The following is a 17421-nucleotide window of genomic DNA, read 5'->3' as shown; positions in this document are numbered from 1 at the left end:
TGTTATGACCAAGACAGTGATCACCGAAGCCCTGCGCCCCGTGGAATTGCACCAGGTGGACAGGCTTCGCCTTCGCCAGAAGCTGGATGATGCGCTGACCCGCGTGACGCGCAAGCTGGATAAGAACATTGTCGCTTTTGGGGACAAGTTCCCGGGCGAAGCGTGCGAAAACGGCGTCTGGCCGCGCTCTGAAAACGTGGAGTGGACGACGAGCTTCTGGCCGGGACAGCTGTGGCTGGCGTGGGAGATGACCGGCAATCAAAAATACCGTGACGCTGCCGAACGCTATCTGCCTTCGTTTGCCAACCGCATCGAAAAACGCATTGATACGGCCACCCACGATCTGGGCTTCCTTTATTCGCTCTCCTGCGTCAGCGCATGGCGCTTAACGGGCAATGAAGCCGCCCGCCAGTCGGCGCTGCTGGCTGCCGAAACGCTGATGGAGCGCTTTAACCCGGTGGCGAAAATCATTCAGGCGTGGGGGGATTTGAACGATCCGGAGCAGCAGGGGCGGATGATCATCGACTGCAACATGAACCTGCCGCTGCTCTACTGGGCGACGGAACAAACCGGCGACCAGCGCTACGCGCAGGCGGCGACGGCCCATGCTGAACAGGCGGCGAAGTACATCGTTCGCGAGGATTCATCGACCTATCACACCTATTATATGGACGTGAAAACCGGCGAGCCGCGCTTTGGCAATACCCACCAGGGCTACAGCGACACCTCCTGCTGGTCGCGCGGCCAGGCGTGGGGCATCTACGGCTTCCTGCTCAGCTACCAGCACACCGGCGACCAAAGTATGGTGGAGCTTTCACGCAGCCTGGCGCACTACTTCATCAACCGCCTGCCGGAAGATGATGTCTGCCACTGGGACCTGGCCCTGCTCGGCACGGACGCAATACGAGACAGCTCTGCCTGCGCCATTGCCGCCTGCGGCCTGCTGGAGCTGGTTAAAGCGCTGCCGACGCTGGACGAGCATCGCGCCCACTATGAAGAGATGGCGCTGCGCATCGTCCAGTCGCTGACCGATAACTACCTGGCCGGTGACGATGAGCCAACCGAAGGCCTGCTGAAGCACTCCGTTTACCACATGGCGAGCGGCAAGGGCGTGGATCAGTGCTGCAGCTGGGGCGACTATTTCTATCTGGAAGCGCTGGCCCGACTGCGTCAGATCTGGTATCCCTACTGGTAATTTATTAAGCAAAGGAAAGCGGTATGAAAAACGTTGCAGTATTGCTGGCCCCCGGCTTCGAAGAAGGGGAAGCCATTGTCACCATTGATATTTTACGCCGTCTTAACATCGGCGTGACGACGATATCCTGTGTCGATACCCGTGCGGTAACCAGCTATCACAACATCCCGATGGTGGCGGACGCCACCCTGGCAGAAAGCTTCGACACGACGTTCGACGCGGTTGTTCTGCCCGGCGGACCGGACGGCAGCATGAACCTGGCCAAAAACGCCAGCGTTATCGGGTTTGTGCGCCGTCACGACGAGCTGGGCAAATTCATCTGCCCAATCTGTTCCGCTGCCGCCCGCGTGCTGGGCGGGAACGGCCTGCTGAAGGGCCGCCGCTACGTCTGCTCCGGAGACTTATGGCAGCAGGTGACGGACGGCGTATACGTCGATGCGGACGTGGTAGAGGACGGTAATCTCATCAGCGGCAGGGGATTAGGCAAGGTGTTTGATTTTGCTCTGACGGTGGCGGCACGCCTTGAAGGAAGTGAGGCTGCGGCACGGGATCACGCAGAGCACATCTACTATCCCTGGTAAGGAGTAAGCCATTCAGCCCGGTCGTTTCTATACTTACTTTTTTACCCGAGGAGAAAGCGATGGCGACCGAACTGGAAACACTGGCCCTTTACCAGCCCAGCGGCGGCGTGCCTAACAGCGCGCTGCCGCTTCTGCTTTATCACCATGTCTCCCACGAAGCGCAGCTGGCCGGGGCGTTTGAAAGCCTGTTCGCCAGCAACGGCTGGCCGCCGCGCTGGCGCTATACCGTTTTTACCTACACCCATTTCCACTCCAACACCCATGAAGTGCTGGGTGTGTTCGCCGGTAGCGCCAGAATTCAGTTTGGCGGGGAATCCGGCCCCATCGTGGATATCAGCCGGGGAGACGCGGTGCTGATCCCGGCGGGAGTAGGGCACAAGCAAATAGAAGCGTCAGAAGATTTTATGTGCGTGGGAGCCTACCCGGAAGGCTGCTCGCCGGACAAGTATCTCGACCAGCAAGAGGTACCCGCCGAAGTACGAGACCATCTGGCAAAGGTCGCCATGCCCGCCTGCGACCCGGTAACGGGGAAGAAAGGGGGAATACAGGAGTTTTGGGGGGTGAACATCAGATAATTCATTGCTTTAACACCACAGCGACACCGAAGATAAGTCATTAAAGAAAGTTGAAGCGAGGGTGTTGGGTCCGGCTTAAATCGCCTCCATTTTTGGCTTCATGGCCGGGTCCAGCCGTCGGGAACGGCTGGAGGTTGTGATCGTCGGGAACGAATCGCAACCGACCCGGACAGGGAGCCAAAAATGGAGGTTTACCGCCGCAGGTGGCGATTTATTGCCGGGAGTCGGGAGCCCAGAGGGTGTGACGGCGAACACCCTCTGGACGTTCACCGGTTCGGCAGTCGCATAGAAAGTCTGACTTAAGGTGAACGGAACATCACCGCTATCCCATAGAAACCATCTCAAAGTTATAACTAAGAGAGGGAGCCCCTTCCCGTTTAACTGACCTCATGGACAATTCAGCTAACCCGTAACACATTCATCATACATATACCCCAATTTTTATGGCTTAATTTGCTGAATATATGTACGCGATCACTGTAATTCTGCCGTGTGATTTCGCTCTCCTATGGATGATTAATTTCCCGCTAAAACTATCGCAAACATCAGGTTGAAAAACGGTTTCGCTAAAACCTTGTTTTACATAGTTCTTACCCTACAGATAATAAAATCAAGCTGGAGTCCACATGCACATATTCACTAAAACGTTGGCGGCCGTTGGCCTGGCGGCGGTTATGTCACAATCCGCCTGGGCCGAAACCATGAAGCTGGGCTTTCTGGTCAAGCAGCCGGAGGAGCCCTGGTTCCAGACGGAGTGGAAATTTGCCGATAAGGCCGGCAAAGACCTGGGTTTTGAAGTGATCAAAATTGCCGTCCCGGACGGTGAGAAGACGTTAAACGCCATCGATAGCCTGGCGGCGAGCGGCGCTAAGGGCTTTGTCATCTGTACCCCGGATCCAAAACTGGGTTCCGCCATCGTCGCGAAAGCGAAAAGCTACGATATGAAGGTTATCGCCGTAGACGATCAGTTTGTAACGGCGAAAGGCAAGCCGATGGAAACCGTGCCGCTGGTGATGATGGCCGCCACGAAAATCGGCGAGCGCCAGGGCCAGGAGCTTTACAAAGAGATGCAGAAGCGCGGCTGGGACGTGAAAGAGTCAGCCGTAATGGCGATTACCGCCGATGAGCTGGACACCGCGCGCCGCCGTACCAGCGGTTCTATGGATGCCCTGAAGGCCGCAGGCTTCCCGGAAAAGCAAATCTACAAGGTGCCGACCAAATCTAACGATATCCCCGGCGCGTTCGACGCCGCCAACTCCATGCTGGTTCAGCATCCTGAAGTGAAACACTGGCTGATTGTCGGCATGAACGACAACACCGTGCTGGGTGGCGTGCGCGCCACCGAAGGTCAGGGCTTCAAAGCGCCGGACGTGATTGGCGTGGGCATCAACGGCGTGGATGCGGTGAGCGAGCTGTCGAAAGCGCAGCCGACCGGCTTCTACGGCTCCCTGTTACCAAGCCCGGATGTCCACGGCTATAAGAGCAGCGAAATGCTCTACAACTGGGTGACCAAAGGCGCAGAGCCGCCGAAGTTCACCGAAGTGACAGACGTGGTGCTGATCACCCGCGATAACTTTAAGGAAGAGCTGGCGAAGAAAGGGCTGGGCGGCAAGTAATCTTCTGTGGTGGATGGCGCCTGCGCTTATCCACCTTACCCAAACCTCTCCAACGCCAACACTAACTTTGGGGTATGTCATGCAACAACAGACACCGTATCTCTCGTTTCGCGGTATCGGCAAAACCTTCCCCGGCGTGAAAGCTCTCCAGGACATCAGCTTCGACTGCTATGCCGGGCAGGTTCACGCGCTGATGGGTGAGAACGGCGCCGGGAAATCCACGCTGCTGAAAATCCTCAGCGGTAACTATGCCCCCACCCAGGGCAGCATTGTTCTGCGGGGCGAAGAAGTCGCCTTTAACGACACCACGGCGGCGCTGAACGCGGGCGTGGCGATTATTTACCAGGAGCTGCATCTGGTTCCTGAAATGTCGGTGGCCGAGAACATCTATCTGGGGCAGATCCCGCACCGGGCCGGGTTTGTGAACCGCTCTCTGCTCAACTACGAGGCGGGGCTGCAGCTTCAGCACCTGGGTCTGGATATCGATCCGCAGACGCCGCTTAAGTATCTCTCAATCGGCCAGTGGCAGATGGTTGAAATTGCCAAGGCGCTGGCGCGCAACGCCAAGGTTATCGCCTTTGATGAGCCGACCAGCTCGCTGTCGAAGCGTGAAATCGATAACCTGTTCCGCGTGATCCGCGAGCTGCGTGCGGAAGGGCGGGTAATTATTTACGTCTCGCACCGCATGGAGGAAATTTTTGCCCTCAGCGATGCGATCACCGTCTTTAAGGACGGGCGCTACGTGCGCACGTTCGACGATATGCAGCAGGTGAACCACGATTCGCTGGTGCAGGCGATGGTCGGGCGCGAGCTGGGAGATATCTACGGCTGGCAGCCCCGGGAGCACGGCCCGGAGCGGCTGCGCATCGAGGAGCTAAAAGCGCCGGGCGTCCGCACGCCGGTATCCCTGAGCGTCCGCAGCGGCGAAATCGTCGGGCTGTTTGGCCTGGTCGGCGCCGGGCGCAGCGAATTAATGAAAGGGCTGTTCGGCGGCACGCGCATTACCGGCGGGCAGGTGTGGATCGATGGCAAAGCTATCAGCATCAGTAAACCTGCGGATGCCATTCGCGCGGGCATGATGCTGTGCCCGGAAGACCGCAAGGCGGACGGCATCATCCCCGTTCATTCGGTACAGGACAACATCAACATCAGCGCCCGGCGCAGGCACATCAGCGCGGGCTGCCTCATCAACAACCAGTGGGAAAACGAAAATGCCGCCGCGCACATCCGTTCGCTGAATATCAAAACGCCGTCGGCGGAGCAGCTGATCATGAACCTGTCCGGCGGCAACCAGCAGAAGGCGATACTTGGCCGCTGGCTGTCCGAAGAGATGAAAGTGATCCTGCTCGACGAGCCGACCCGGGGTATTGACGTCGGGGCGAAGCACGAAATTTACAACGTGATTTATGCCCTGGCGGCGCAGGGCGTGGCGGTGCTTTTTGCGTCGAGCGATTTACCCGAAGTGCTGGGCCTTGCGGATCGCGTCATCGTGATGCGTGAGGGAGAGATTTCTGGCGAGCTGTTGCACGGCGAGGCGAGCGAGCAGCAGGCGCTCAGCCTGGCAATGCCGAAAACCAGCGCAAGCGCAGCATGAGCAGCATGAGCAAGAGGAATAAAATGTTTACATTCACTAAATCAGACGGCGCGGCCCCCGGCAGCGCCCGGAAATCATCGTTCAGCCTGGGCCGCATCTGGGATCACTACGGCATGCTGGTGGTCTTCGCCGTGCTGTTTATCGGCTGCGCGATCTTCGTGCCCAACTTCTCCTCGTTCGTCAATATGAAGGGGCTGGGGCTGGCGATTTCCATGTCCGGCATGGTGGCCTGCGGCATGCTGTTCTGCCTGGCCTCCGGGGATTTCGACCTGTCCGTCGCGTCGGTTATTGCCTGTGCGGGCGTCACTACCGCGGTGGTCATTAACATGACCGAAAGCCTGTGGATCGGCGTAGCGGCGGGGCTGCTGCTGGGCATGCTGAGCGGGCTGGTGAACGGCTTTGTTATTGCACGCCTGAAAATCAACGCGCTGATCACCACGCTTGCCACCATGCAAATCGTGCGCGGCCTGGCCTATATCATCTCTGACGGTAAAGCGGTGGGCATCGAAGACGAGCGTTTCTTTACCCTCGGCTACGCCAACTGGTTTGGCCTGCCCGCGCCAATCTGGCTGACGGTAGGCTGCCTGATAATTTTCGGCTTCCTGCTCAATAAAACCACGTTCGGGCGCAATACCCTGGCGATTGGCGGCAACGAAGAGGCGGCGCGGCTGGCGGGGGTTCCCGTGGTGCGCACCAAGATTATTATCTTCGTGCTGTCCGGGCTGGTATCGGCGGCTGCGGGGATTATTCTGGCCTCGCGCATGACCAGCGGCCAGCCGATGACCTCCATTGGCTACGAGCTGATTGTTATCTCCGCCTGCGTGCTGGGCGGGGTGTCGCTCAAGGGTGGGATCGGCAAAATCTCCTACGTGGTCGCCGGGGTGCTTATCCTCGGCACGGTGGAAAATGCCATGAACCTGCTGAATATCTCCCCGTTCTCCCAGTACGTCGTGCGCGGTCTGATTCTATTGGCGGCGGTTATCTTTGACCGCTACAAGCAGAAAGCAAAACGCACCGTTTGACCCATCCTTCCCCCTCCGCTTAGGAGTAATCCTAAGCGCAACGTCAGGCCGTGCGCGGCCTGGCGATTTATCTTATAAAATTGCGACACCCGTCACCCTGTCTATACTTACATGGCTAATGATAATAACTGGTTATCGTTTCGCTCGTTTAACGACACGTTTAAGGAGGAGCCTCAGGTGGCTGAAGTCGTATCCGTACCGCCCTTACTTTCAGGTAATCTTGCCTTTTTCTTTGACCTCGATGGCACTCTGGCAGAAATCAAACCGCACCCGGATCAGGTCTATATTCCGGCCGCCGTGCGCACGCTGCTGCAAAAAATGTCCGTCATGAGCGATGGGGCACTGGCGTTGATTTCAGGGCGTTCCATGGCGGAGCTGGACAAGCTCGCCACGCCATTCCATTTTCCCCTGGCAGGGGTACATGGGGCGGAGCGCCGCGATATCAATGATAAAACCCATGTTGTTACGCTTCCCGCGCCGCTGGTAAAAGCGCTGCAGGAAGAGCTTTCTTCCACCCTGGCGCAGCTGCCGGGTACCGAGCTTGAATCCAAGGGTATGGCCTTTGCGCTGCACTACCGTCAGGCGCCGGAGGCCGAAGAGGCGATCTTCCTGCTGGCGAAGACCATGACCGCCCGCTATCCGGAGCTGGCATTACAGCCCGGCAAGTGCGTCGTGGAGCTGAAGCCGCTGGGGATCAACAAGGGTGCCGCCATTCGCGCCTTTATGCAGGAATCACCGTTTAAAGGCCGTACGCCCGTCTTCATCGGCGACGACCTCACCGATGAAGCCGGATTTAAACAGGTCAACGCCATGGGCGGCCTGACCATCAAAGTTGGCGCCGGCGACACGGTGGCGCAGCATCGTCTGGCTAACGTCAGGATGGTGTATCACTGGCTGGGCAAACTGACACATCACATAGAACAACAACAAAAGACAGAAACTTTAAGGGGAGAAGATTATGAGTCGCTTAGTGGTAGTCTCTAATCGCATTGCACCACCGGATGACAAGAAGGCGGGGGCGGGCGGTCTTGCCGTCGGTATTCTCGGCGCGCTGAAGGCCGCCGGAGGTTTGTGGTTTGGCTGGAGCGGGGAGATCGGCGACCCGGACGCGCCGCTGAAAAAGGTGAAGCGCGGCAACATCACCTGGGCCTCGTTCAACCTATGCGAAGAAGATTACGAACAGTACTATCTGCAGTTCTCGAACGCGGTGCTGTGGCCTGCGTTCCACTATCGTCTGGATCTGGTTGATTTCCAGCGCGAAGCCTGGGAGGGCTACGACCGGGTAAATCAGCTGCTGGCGAAAAAGCTTAAGCCGCTGGTCGAGAAGGACGACATTCTGTGGATCCACGATTACCATCTGCTGCCGTTTGCCGCCGAGTGCCGTAAACAGGGGCTGAATAACCGCACTGGCTTCTTCCTGCACATTCCGTTCCCTACGCCGGAAGTGTTCAACGCGCTGCCGCCTCACGAAGAGCTTATCGAAGCGCTCTGCGACTACGATCTGCTCGGCTTCCAGACGGAAAACGACAGGCTGGCGTTCCTCGACTGCGTGGCGAGCGTGACGCGCCTTGATCACGACGGTAAGCATCAGCATCAGGCGTTTGGTAAGTCGTTCCGCACCGAAGTCTACCCGATCGGTATCGAACCCGAGGAGATTGCGCAGAATGCTAAAGGACCGCTGCCGCCGAAGCTTGCCCAGCTAAAGGCCGAGCTTGGAGAGATTAAAAACATCTTTTCCGTCGAGCGTCTCGATTATTCCAAAGGATTACCGGAACGCTTCCTCGCCTTTGAGGCGCTGCTGGAAAACTATCCGCAGCACCACGGTAAAATCCGCTACACGCAGATCGCGCCGACGTCGCGCGGGGACGTGCAGGCCTATCAGGATATCCGCCATCAGCTGGAGACCGAGGCCGGGCGCATCAACGGTAAATACGGCCAGCTGGGCTGGACGCCGCTCTATTATCTGAACCAGCATTTTGACCGCAAATTGCTGATGAAGGTCTTCCGCTACGCTGAGGTTGGGCTGGTGACGCCGCTGCGTGACGGCATGAACCTGGTGGCAAAAGAGTACGTTGCCGCCCAGGATCCGGCTAACCCCGGCGTGCTGGTGCTGTCGAAATTCGCCGGTGCGGCTAATGAATTGACCTCCGCGCTGATTGTTAACCCGTATGACAGGGACGACGTGGCCGCCGCCCTCGACCGCGCGCTAACCATGCCGCTCGCGGAGCGTATTTCACGCCACAGCGAGATGATGGAGGTGATTTGTAAGAATGATATCAATCACTGGCAGGAGAGGTTTATCGAGGATTTAAAGCAGGTAACGCCCGGCAATGATGCCTCCCGCATGCAGCAGAAAGTGGCGACCTTTCCTAAATTAGCGTGACACTCCTTTTCCCCCTCTCCCTTTCAGGGAGAGGTTTGGGGTGAGGGTGAAAACTACCGCAGCGGCACCAGCAGCACATCTACTTTACTCGACGAAACCACCGCTTTTGCAGAACAAATCACTTTGCTTAAAAAGGTCTGATTGTGGTTTCCGCAGATCACTAAATCCACGTCGTGCTTGTCGCACAGCGCCAGAATATGCTCGCTTAGTTCCCCCGTGGCGATAACCGTACTGGCGATGGGATAGCCCGCCTTATCCTCCAGCTCTTTTAAGAAAAGCTGCGTTTCTTCGAGCATTAACTCGCGCATGTTCTCCATCATCGGCGCGGCAAACTGATTGTAGATTTCAGGATCGGAGGCCAGCGTTATCAGGGTGATGCGCCCGTTGACGGGAGAAACAATCGAGACGGCCTTCTTAACCAGCTGATGGCTTTCAGGCGTTACGGCGACGGCGACCAGCACGTGGGTGTAGCTCATCTTAAACCTCCCGGGGCGCATATCAGGCGCATTTAACATTTTTCATACCTTATCTTTAACAGTGAAGCAACCTTGATACCCCCAGAAACTGTGAGCGTGCTCATGAAAATAGTTCAGTTATTCTAATGAAAGGAATAAATAACATTCTCGGGTAGCACAGATCCCGGCTTCTTCCCTCAAACTTTCGAATTATTTTTATCAGCAAATATCATTAGTAACCTAATGAAACTAAACCATCGACAAGGGTCAACTGGCGTGAAAATGACACATTGATAAGAATTAACATCCTGATAATTAGAACATTATTACTTTATCAGGCGATGATGTGTGACCAGGGCGACAGTTTTACATCACCGCTGCCAGGGAAAACCATAGAAAAGTCATCAGGTTGTAACAGGGCGGTAACGCTATTCCCTTTCGGACGAAAGGGAAGCGCCTGAATTGATTGCAAAACAGCCAATTGAAAAGCCGTGCTGATGGTTTTGGTTAATGTATATGATAAATTTATGTGATCTCTGTCACATAAATTCTAAAATCGCGTTTGGCTGCATTGTATGTGCTATGGGCTACGAGTAGAGTTTGCCGGAATTAGGAAAAGTCTTAGTTTTTTTGTAAGAAAATTAAGAAAGACGTTAAGTGTTCTGTCAGCGAAGCGGATGTTGCCTCAGCGACAGCCAGGACTGGCGATGCACGACATCAACTAATGCATTTTTTGCCGTTACTTTTTGCTTCACTTTTACCGGGTTCTACCCGGCGACATCACGGGGTGCGGTCTGACCGCATAAAATAATAGTTGGTTATTCGGGATGGGAAAAATGCATACATCCGAGTTACTGAAACATATCTACGACATTAATTTGTCGTATTTATTGCTCGCACAACGCCTTATTAGTCAGGATAAAGCATCGGCCATGTTCCGCCTGGGTATCACCGAGGATATGGCTACTACCCTGCGCGAATTAACGCTGCCGCAGATGGTTAAATTAGCAGAGACCAACCAGCTGATTTGTCAGTTCCGCTTTAATGACAACCAGACTATTAATCGCTTAACGCAGGACTCGCGTGTGGATGATTTACAGCAAATTCATACGGGTATTTTGTTATCCACCCGCTTATTAAATGAGGTGTCAGCCAGCGACGAGGCACCGAAGAAAAAAAGGGCATAACAAATGAGCGAGAAAAGCATTGTTCAGGAAGCGCGCGACATCCAGCTGGCGATGGAACTCATTACGTTGGGGGCCAGGCTGCAGATGCTTGAGAGCGAAACGCAGCTGAGCCGCGGCCGCCTGATCAAGCTGTACAAAGAGCTGCGGGGCAGCCCACCGCCAAAAGGCATGCTGCCTTTTTCCACGGACTGGTTTATGACCTGGGAGCAGAATATTCACGCCTCGATGTTCTGCAACATCTGGCAATTCCTGTTGCGCAGCGGCCAGTGCACCGGGGTCGATGCCGTGATTAAAGCCTACCGCCTCTATCTGGAACAATGCCCGTCTCAGCCCGAAGGTCCGCTGCTGGCGCTGACCCGCGCCTGGACGCTGGTCAGATTTGTCGAAAGCGGCATGCTCCAGCTTAGCCGCTGTAACTGCTGCGACGGCAACTTTATCACCCATGCTCACCAGCCCGTCGGCAGCTTTGCCTGCAGTTTGTGCCAGCCGCCATCACGAGCGGTAAAAAGACGTAAACTTTCCGCCAGTACTGCCGATATTATTCCACAACTGCTGGATGAACAGGTAGAACAGGCCGTTTAACAGGCTCTGTGTGTACGAGCACTCCAGCAGCGGTAAGCGATTACCGCTGCTTTTTTTTGCCCGACGCAGGAGCCGCGCCCCTCCCTGAAAGTCCTCGCCACACACCACAGCAGAAGGACTGACTCGTGCTGATATTAATAGGTTACCTGGTTGTACTCGGGACAGTATTTGGCGGCTATATGATGACCGGAGGTCATCTGGGCGCGCTCTATCAGCCTGCGGAATTTGTCATCATCGGCGGCGCGGGTATCGGCGCATTTATTGTCGGCAATAACGGCAAGGCTATCAAAGGCACGTTAAAAGCGCTGCCGCTGTTATTTCGCCGTTCGAAATACACCAAAAGTATGTATATGGATCTCATGGCGCTGCTCTATCGCCTGATGGCCAAATCCCGCCAGCAGGGAATGTTTTCCCTCGAGCGGGATATTGAGAATCCGAAAGAAAGTGAAATATTCGCCAGCTACCCGCGTATTTTAGCAGATGCCACTATGCTCGACTTCATTGTTGATTATTTACGCCTGATTATTAGCGGAAATATGAATACATTCGAAATTGAAGCCCTGATGGACGAAGAAATTGAAACCCACGAAAGCGAAACGGAAATCCCCGCCAACAGCCTGGCGATGATGGGGGATTCCCTGCCCGCGTTCGGTATTGTTGCCGCGGTGATGGGGGTGGTTCACGCCCTGGCCTCCGCCGACCGTCCCGCCGCCGAGCTGGGCGGGCTGATAGCCCACGCGATGGTGGGGACCTTCCTGGGTATTTTACTGGCCTACGGGTTTATCTCGCCGCTGGCAACGGTGCTGCGCCAGAAAAGCGCGGAAACCACCAAGATGATGCAGTGCGTCAAGGTGACGCTGCTTTCCAGCCTCAACGGCTACGCGCCGCCGATCGCCGTAGAGTTTGGGCGTAAAACGCTTTACTCCAGCGAACGTCCGTCGTTCGTCGAGCTGGAAGAGCACGTGCGCGCCGTTCGTTCACCGAACGCCCAGGCGCGGGCAACGGAAGAAGAAGTATGAAAAATCAGGCCCATCCCATCGTCGTCGTAAGGCGGCGTAAGAGCAAAGGGCACGGCGGAGGACACCACGGCGGCTCGTGGAAGATCGCCTACGCGGATTTCATGACCGCCATGATGGCCTTCTTCCTGGTGATGTGGCTAATTTCAATTTCCAGCCCGAAAGAGCTGGCGCAGATCGCCGACTATTTTAAAACCCCGCTCTCTGCCGCCATTACCGGCGGGCAGCGCATTGCCGACAGCTCAAGCCCGATCCCCGGCGGCGGCGACGACGTGACCCAGCAGCAGGGCGAGGTGAAAAAGAATCCCGACATCGATGAGCTGAAAAAGCGCATGGAGACCAACCGCCTGAAGCGCCTGCGCGTGGAGCTGGATCAGCTGATTGAGGCGGATCCGAAACTGCGCGCGCTGCGGCCCCATCTGCAAATCTATCTGGTGCAGGAAGGGCTGCGCATTCAGATTATCGACAGTCAGAACCGGCCGATGTTTAAAAACGGCAGCGCCGAAGTTGAACCCTACATGCGCGACATCCTGCGCAGCATCGCGCCGCTGCTCAACGATATTCCCAACAAAATCAGTCTGTCGGGCCACACCGACGACCTGCCGTATGCCCGTGGCGAACTGGGCTACAGCAACTGGGAGCTGTCCGCCGACCGCGCCAACGCCTCGCGCCGGGAGCTGATGTACGGCGGGCTGACCGACGGTAAAGTGCTGCGCGTGGTGGGGATGGCCTCCACGATGCGCGTGACCGACCGCGGCCCGGACGACGCCATAAACCGCCGCATCAGCCTGCTGGTGCTGAACAAACAGGCCGAACAGGCCATCGTGCATGAGAACGCAGAGAGCGACAACCAGCCGTTGAGCACTCTGAAAGAACCTGCCGCCGTGGCGCCGGCGCAGAGCCCTTTGCCGCCACTACCGGATACGAGGTGATAGCGTGAGTATGGATATCAGCGATTTTTATCAGACATTTTTTGACGAGGCCGACGAGCTGCTGGCCGACATGGAGCAGCATCTGCTGAGCCTCGTGCCGGAGGCGCCGGATGCCGAACAGCTGAACGCCATCTTCCGCGCCGCCCACTCGATTAAAGGCGGGGCGGGCACGTTTGGCTTCAGCATTCTTCAGGAAACCACGCATCTGATGGAAAACCTGCTGGACGAAGCCCGCCGGGGCGAGATGCAACTGAACACCGATATCATCAACCTGTTTTTGGAAACCAAAGATATTATGCAGGAACAGCTGGACGCCTATAAAAGCTCCGAACAGCCCGACACCGGGAGCTTTGACTACATCTGCAAAGCGCTGCGCCAGCTGGCGCTTGAGGCCAAAGGCGAGCAGCCAGCGGCCCCGGCAAAACTGACGGTGGTCGAGAAAAACGAGCCGCCAGCCGCCAGCGACGGCAGGCTGCGCGTGGCGATTAGCGGCCTGAAAGAGAGCGAGCGCGATCTGCTGCTCGAAGAGCTGTCGAACCTCGGCACCGTGAGCGACGTCGAAAAAGCCGCGTCCGGCATTGTGGCGACGCTTGAAACCAGCGTCAGCGCGGACGACATCACCGCCGTGCTCTGCTTCGTTATCGAACCTGAACAGATTGAATTCCTGCCGATGCCAGCCGGCGCGGCGGTAGCGCAAGTCGTGGAAGAAACCGCGCCAGCCGTAGCCGTGGTGCCATCCGCGGCAGTTGCTGAAGTGGCTAAGCCTGCCGTTCGCGCCGAACGTGAAGCGAAACCGGCAGCGCGGGCAAGTGAATCCACCAGCATCCGCGTGGCGGTGGAAAAAGTTGACCAGCTGATTAACCTGGTGGGCGAGCTGGTGATCACCCAGTCGATGCTGGCCCAGCGCTCCAACGAGCTGGATCCGGTAAACCACGGGGAGCTTATCACCAGCATGGGCCAGCTCCAGCGCAACGCCCGCGACCTGCAGGAGTCGGTGATGTCCATCCGCATGATGCCGATGGAGTACGTGTTCAGCCGCTTCCCGCGCCTGGTCCGCGACCTGGCGAGCAAGCTCGACAAGCAGGTTGAGCTGACCCTGCTGGGCAGCTCCACCGAGCTGGACAAGAGCCTCATCGAACGCATTATCGACCCGCTGACCCACCTGGTGCGTAACAGCCTCGATCACGGCATTGAATCCCCGGATAAGCGCCGCGCGGCGGGCAAGCACGAAGTCGGTAACCTGACGCTCTCCGCTGAACACCAGGGCGGCAACATCTGCATCGAAGTGACCGACGACGGCGCCGGGCTTAACCGTGAACGCATCCTTGCCAAAGCGCTCTCGCAGGGGATGGCGGTCAGCGAAAGCATGTCCGACGACGAGGTGGGCATGCTGATCTTCGCCCCGGGCTTCTCCACCGCCGAGCAGGTGACGGACGTTTCCGGCCGCGGCGTGGGGATGGACGTGGTGAAACGAAATATCCAGGAGATGGGCGGCCACGTTGAGATCCAGTCCAGGGCGGGGGCGGGCACCACTATCCGCATTATGCTGCCGCTGACGCTGGCGATCCTCGACGGCATGTCGGTCAAAGTGGCCAATGAAGTCTTTATCCTGCCGCTCAACGCGGTGATGGAATCCCTCCAGCCGAAGGATGATGATTTGCACCCGCTGGCGGGCGGCGAACGCGTGCTGGAAGTGCGGGGCGAATACCTGCCGCTGGTGGAACTCTGGCAGCTCTTCGACGTGGAAGGGGCGAAAACCGAAGCGACGCAGGGCATCGTGGTTATTCTGCAAAGCGCGGGCCGCCGCTATGCGCTGCTGGTCGATCAGCTGATTGGCCAGCATCAGGTGGTGGTGAAAAACCTTGAGAGCAACTACCGCAAAGTGCCGGGTATCTCTGCGGCCACTATCCTCGGCGACGGCAGCGTGGCGCTGATTGTGGACGTCTCCGCGCTGCAAACTTTAAACCGTGAACAACGTCTGGCGGGCACGCTCGCCCTCCCAACATGTTAAGAAAATAGGTACACAAATGACCGGATTAACGAATGTGACAAAACTGACCGGGGAGCCATCCGGGCAGGAGTTCCTGGTATTCACCCTGGGTGACGAAGAGTACGGCATCGACATCCTGAAAGTGCAGGAAATCCGCGGCTACGATCAGGTGACGCGTATCGCCAACACGCCGCCGTTTATCAAAGGCGTGACCAACCTGCGCGGCGTTATCGTGCCGATTCTCGACCTGCGCGTGAAGTTCGAGCAGACGGGCGTGGAGTACAACGAAAACACCGTGGTGATCGTGCTTAACCTAGGCCAGCGGGTAGTGGGAATTGTAGTGGACGGCGTGTCTGACGTGCTGTCCCTGACGGCTGAACAGATCCGTCCGGCGCCGGAGTTTGCCGTCACGCTGTCAACGGAATACCTGACCGGCCTCGGCGCGCTGGGCGACCGCATGCTGATCCTGGTGAACATCGAGAAGCTGCTGAACAGCGAAGAGATGGCGCTGGTGGACATCGCGACCAGCCGCGTGGCGTGATTTTTGTGGCGGATGACGCAGGCTTATCCGCCCTACAATTTATCGCGTAGGGCGGATAAGCGTCAGCGTCATCCGCCGTTTACGACGACCTCTTCTCCGGCAGAACGCTCTTCTTCCAGCATCCCCTCATTTTTTGAAAGCATCGCCGTCGCCACGCCGTTGCCCAGCACGTTAATGGCCGAACGGCCCATGTCCAGGAAGTGGTCGATACCCATCAGCAGCAGAATGCCCGCCACCGGGATATTAAAGCTCGGAATGGTCGCCGCCAGCACCACCAGCGCGGAGCGGGGCACGCCGGCAATCCCCTTCGAGGCGAGCATCAGCGTCAGCATCAGCACTACGATTTCCGAGAAGCTAAGGTGGATATTGTAGGCCTGGGCGATGAACATCGACGCGAACGAGCAGTAGACCATCGACCCCACCAGATTGAAGGAGTAGCCAATCGGCAGCACGAACGACGCGATGTTGCGCGAGCAGCCGAAGCGCGTGAGCTGATCGAGCGTTTTAGGATAAGCCGCCTCGGAGCTGCTGGTGGTGAAGGCAACCAGCACCGGATCTTTGAGCATGGTCAGCAGGCGGAAGATATCCGCCTTCAGCACCATGTAGCCCACGCTTATCAGCACCAGGCAGGTCAGGACAATCGCCACATAGTAGCCGCCGATAAACGACGCGTAGTTGAGCAGGATCCCCAGCCCTTCGGTGGCAATCACCGACGAAATGGCGGCGAAAATCGCCAGCGGCGCAACGTACATCACGTAGCCGGTGACCTTCAGCATGATATGGGAAACCACGTCCAGGGCGGCAACCAGCGGAGCGTTGAACTTCTCGCCCAGCGACGCGCCCGCGATGCCGAAGAACATAGAGAACACCACGATTTGCAGGATCTCGTTATCTGACATCGCGCCGGCAATGCTGGTGGGAATGGTATGGGAAATAAAGGCCTTGAGGGACATGCCGCTCACCGCAAGGCCGGTCTGCACGTCGCCCGCCGGAACCTGCAGGTTCATGCCCGCGCCGGGGTGGGTCACCGTCACCACAAACAGGCCGACCAGAATGGACAGCACGGAAGAGGAGACAAACCAGACCATCGCTTTGCCGCCGATGCGGCCAATGGTGGAGGTTTCGCCCATCTTCATAATGCCCACGGTCAGCGTGCTGAAGACCAGCGGTGCGATAACCATTTTGATGAGGCGTAAGAAAATATCGGTGAACAGCGTGATGTTGTTGGCGTAACTTTTGACTGACTCTGCGGGCGCGTACTCATGAATAGCCGCACCGCTTAAGATCCCCGCGATCATAAAAAGAATAATGAACAGCGTGAGTTTGTTTGAACTTGCCACTTGCCTGAAACCCCTGTCTGATTAACAACCCATTAACTTATTGAACCATATGTAATATTTATAATTGGCTCGGATATATTCGTTTAATAAATTGAATTAACCGGACATGATTTTCAACTTTTTTTTACTTTTTATTCGTTTTGTTTGTTTAGCGTCACTGATGATATATCGTGACGCAGATCACACATGAATGAATATATCTTGTTCAGGTTGCAATTACAGCCCCTTAAAAACAAGCCAACCCGCTGAAAAATAATGTTTAATTGTGTCAATACGCCATTCGACTGGTATTGACCTGCCGCGCTGGTTAATTCCCCGACCCTAAACTAAATTTCTAATTATTAGAGAGTTTTCGTTGGCCGACCGTTGGGTTTCTCTTCGCGGTTGTATTTCATTCACGTTGGGGACGACA

The 17421-nt window shown here is 56.7% G+C and carries 16 protein-coding genes; 14 read left to right on the top strand and 2 right to left on the bottom strand.

Going from position 1 to position 17421, the window contains the following annotated elements; translation table 11 throughout:
* Positions 1 to 4 precede the first annotated feature (4 nt).
* From AAE045_RS11175 to otsA, 8 genes are all read left to right on the top strand, one after another.
* The gene (locus AAE045_RS11175) at positions 5 to 1195 is read left to right on the top strand and encodes a glycoside hydrolase family 88 protein (RefSeq protein WP_455547786.1); all 1191 of its coding nucleotides are present in this window, start codon (positions 5 to 7) and stop codon (positions 1193 to 1195) included.
* A gap of 23 nt (positions 1196 to 1218) precedes the next feature.
* Positions 1219 to 1776, top strand: a complete 558-nt coding sequence (locus AAE045_RS11170; RefSeq protein ID WP_455547785.1) for a DJ-1/PfpI family protein — start codon at positions 1219 to 1221, stop codon at positions 1774 to 1776.
* Positions 1777 to 1835: 59 nt separating this feature from the next.
* Positions 1836 to 2351: a cupin gene (locus AAE045_RS11165; protein WP_455547784.1), complete on the top strand. Its 516-nt coding sequence runs from the start codon at positions 1836 to 1838 to the stop codon at positions 2349 to 2351.
* Between the two features lie 626 nt (positions 2352 to 2977).
* Positions 2978 to 3967: an arabinose ABC transporter substrate-binding protein gene (locus AAE045_RS11160; RefSeq protein ID WP_455547783.1), complete on the top strand. Its 990-nt coding sequence runs from the start codon at positions 2978 to 2980 to the stop codon at positions 3965 to 3967.
* 79 nt (positions 3968 to 4046) lie between these two features.
* Positions 4047 to 5561 (top strand): L-arabinose ABC transporter ATP-binding protein AraG, encoded by a 1515-nt coding sequence (gene araG, locus AAE045_RS11155; protein ID WP_455547782.1) that lies wholly within the window; start codon positions 4047 to 4049, stop codon positions 5559 to 5561.
* Positions 5562 to 5584: 23 nt separating this feature from the next.
* A complete protein-coding gene (gene araH / locus AAE045_RS11150; protein ID WP_455547781.1) occupies positions 5585 to 6583 on the top strand; it encodes an arabinose ABC transporter permease AraH in 999 nt (332 codons plus the stop codon).
* Between the two features lie 177 nt (positions 6584 to 6760).
* The gene (gene otsB, locus AAE045_RS11145; RefSeq protein ID WP_455547780.1) at positions 6761 to 7567 is read left to right on the top strand and encodes a trehalose-phosphatase; all 807 of its coding nucleotides are present in this window, start codon (positions 6761 to 6763) and stop codon (positions 7565 to 7567) included.
* Positions 7542 to 8966, top strand: a complete 1425-nt coding sequence (gene otsA / locus AAE045_RS11140; protein ID WP_455547779.1) for an alpha,alpha-trehalose-phosphate synthase — start codon at positions 7542 to 7544, stop codon at positions 8964 to 8966. Before otsB ends, otsA begins: the two co-directional genes overlap by 26 nt.
* Before the next feature lie 53 nt (positions 8967 to 9019).
* Here otsA and uspC read toward each other — a convergent pair whose 3' ends face one another.
* The gene (uspC, locus tag AAE045_RS11135; RefSeq protein ID WP_455547778.1) at positions 9020 to 9442 is read right to left on the bottom strand and encodes a universal stress protein UspC; all 423 of its coding nucleotides are present in this window, start codon (positions 9440 to 9442) and stop codon (positions 9020 to 9022) included.
* An 815-nt stretch (positions 9443 to 10257) separates the two neighbouring features.
* On the opposite strand from uspC, the gene flhD reads away from it, so the two are divergent.
* The 6 genes from flhD to cheW all read left to right on the top strand — a co-directional run bounded on the left by flhD (position 10258) and on the right by cheW (position 15669).
* On the top strand, positions 10258 to 10608 hold the full coding sequence (gene flhD, locus AAE045_RS11130; RefSeq protein WP_455547777.1) for a flagellar transcriptional regulator FlhD: 351 nt from the start codon (positions 10258 to 10260) through the stop codon (positions 10606 to 10608).
* A 3-nt stretch (positions 10609 to 10611) separates the two neighbouring features.
* Complete coding sequence (gene flhC, locus AAE045_RS11125) at positions 10612 to 11190, top strand: flagellar transcriptional regulator FlhC (RefSeq protein WP_455547776.1); 579 nt, start codon at positions 10612 to 10614, stop codon at positions 11188 to 11190.
* Between the two features lie 125 nt (positions 11191 to 11315).
* Positions 11316 to 12209, top strand: coding sequence for a flagellar motor stator protein MotA (motA, locus tag AAE045_RS11120; RefSeq protein ID WP_455424871.1), 894 nt, complete (start codon positions 11316 to 11318; stop codon positions 12207 to 12209).
* Positions 12206 to 13138 (top strand): flagellar motor protein MotB, encoded by a 933-nt coding sequence (motB, locus tag AAE045_RS11115; RefSeq protein ID WP_455547775.1) that lies wholly within the window; start codon positions 12206 to 12208, stop codon positions 13136 to 13138. The genes motA and motB overlap by 4 nt, the downstream gene beginning before the upstream one ends.
* A 10-nt stretch (positions 13139 to 13148) precedes the next feature.
* Entirely contained in the window at positions 13149 to 15149 is a 2001-nt protein-coding gene (gene cheA, locus AAE045_RS11110) for a chemotaxis protein CheA (protein WP_455548055.1), read from the top strand.
* Positions 15150 to 15165: 16 nt separating this feature from the next.
* Positions 15166 to 15669: a chemotaxis protein CheW gene (gene cheW, locus AAE045_RS11105; protein ID WP_455424869.1), complete on the top strand. Its 504-nt coding sequence runs from the start codon at positions 15166 to 15168 to the stop codon at positions 15667 to 15669.
* A 68-nt stretch (positions 15670 to 15737) separates the two neighbouring features.
* Here the strand turns inward: cheW and AAE045_RS11100 are convergent, their stop codons facing one another.
* The gene (locus AAE045_RS11100; RefSeq protein ID WP_455547774.1) at positions 15738 to 17009 is read right to left on the bottom strand and encodes a dicarboxylate/amino acid:cation symporter; all 1272 of its coding nucleotides are present in this window, start codon (positions 17007 to 17009) and stop codon (positions 15738 to 15740) included.
* Positions 17010 to 17421: the final 412 nt, after the last annotated feature.

Source organism: Dryocola clanedunensis (assembly GCF_038405435.1).
GTDB lineage: Bacteria > Pseudomonadota > Gammaproteobacteria > Enterobacterales > Enterobacteriaceae > Dryocola > Dryocola clanedunensis_A.
This window is presented reverse-complemented; position numbering and strand designations above follow the sequence as displayed.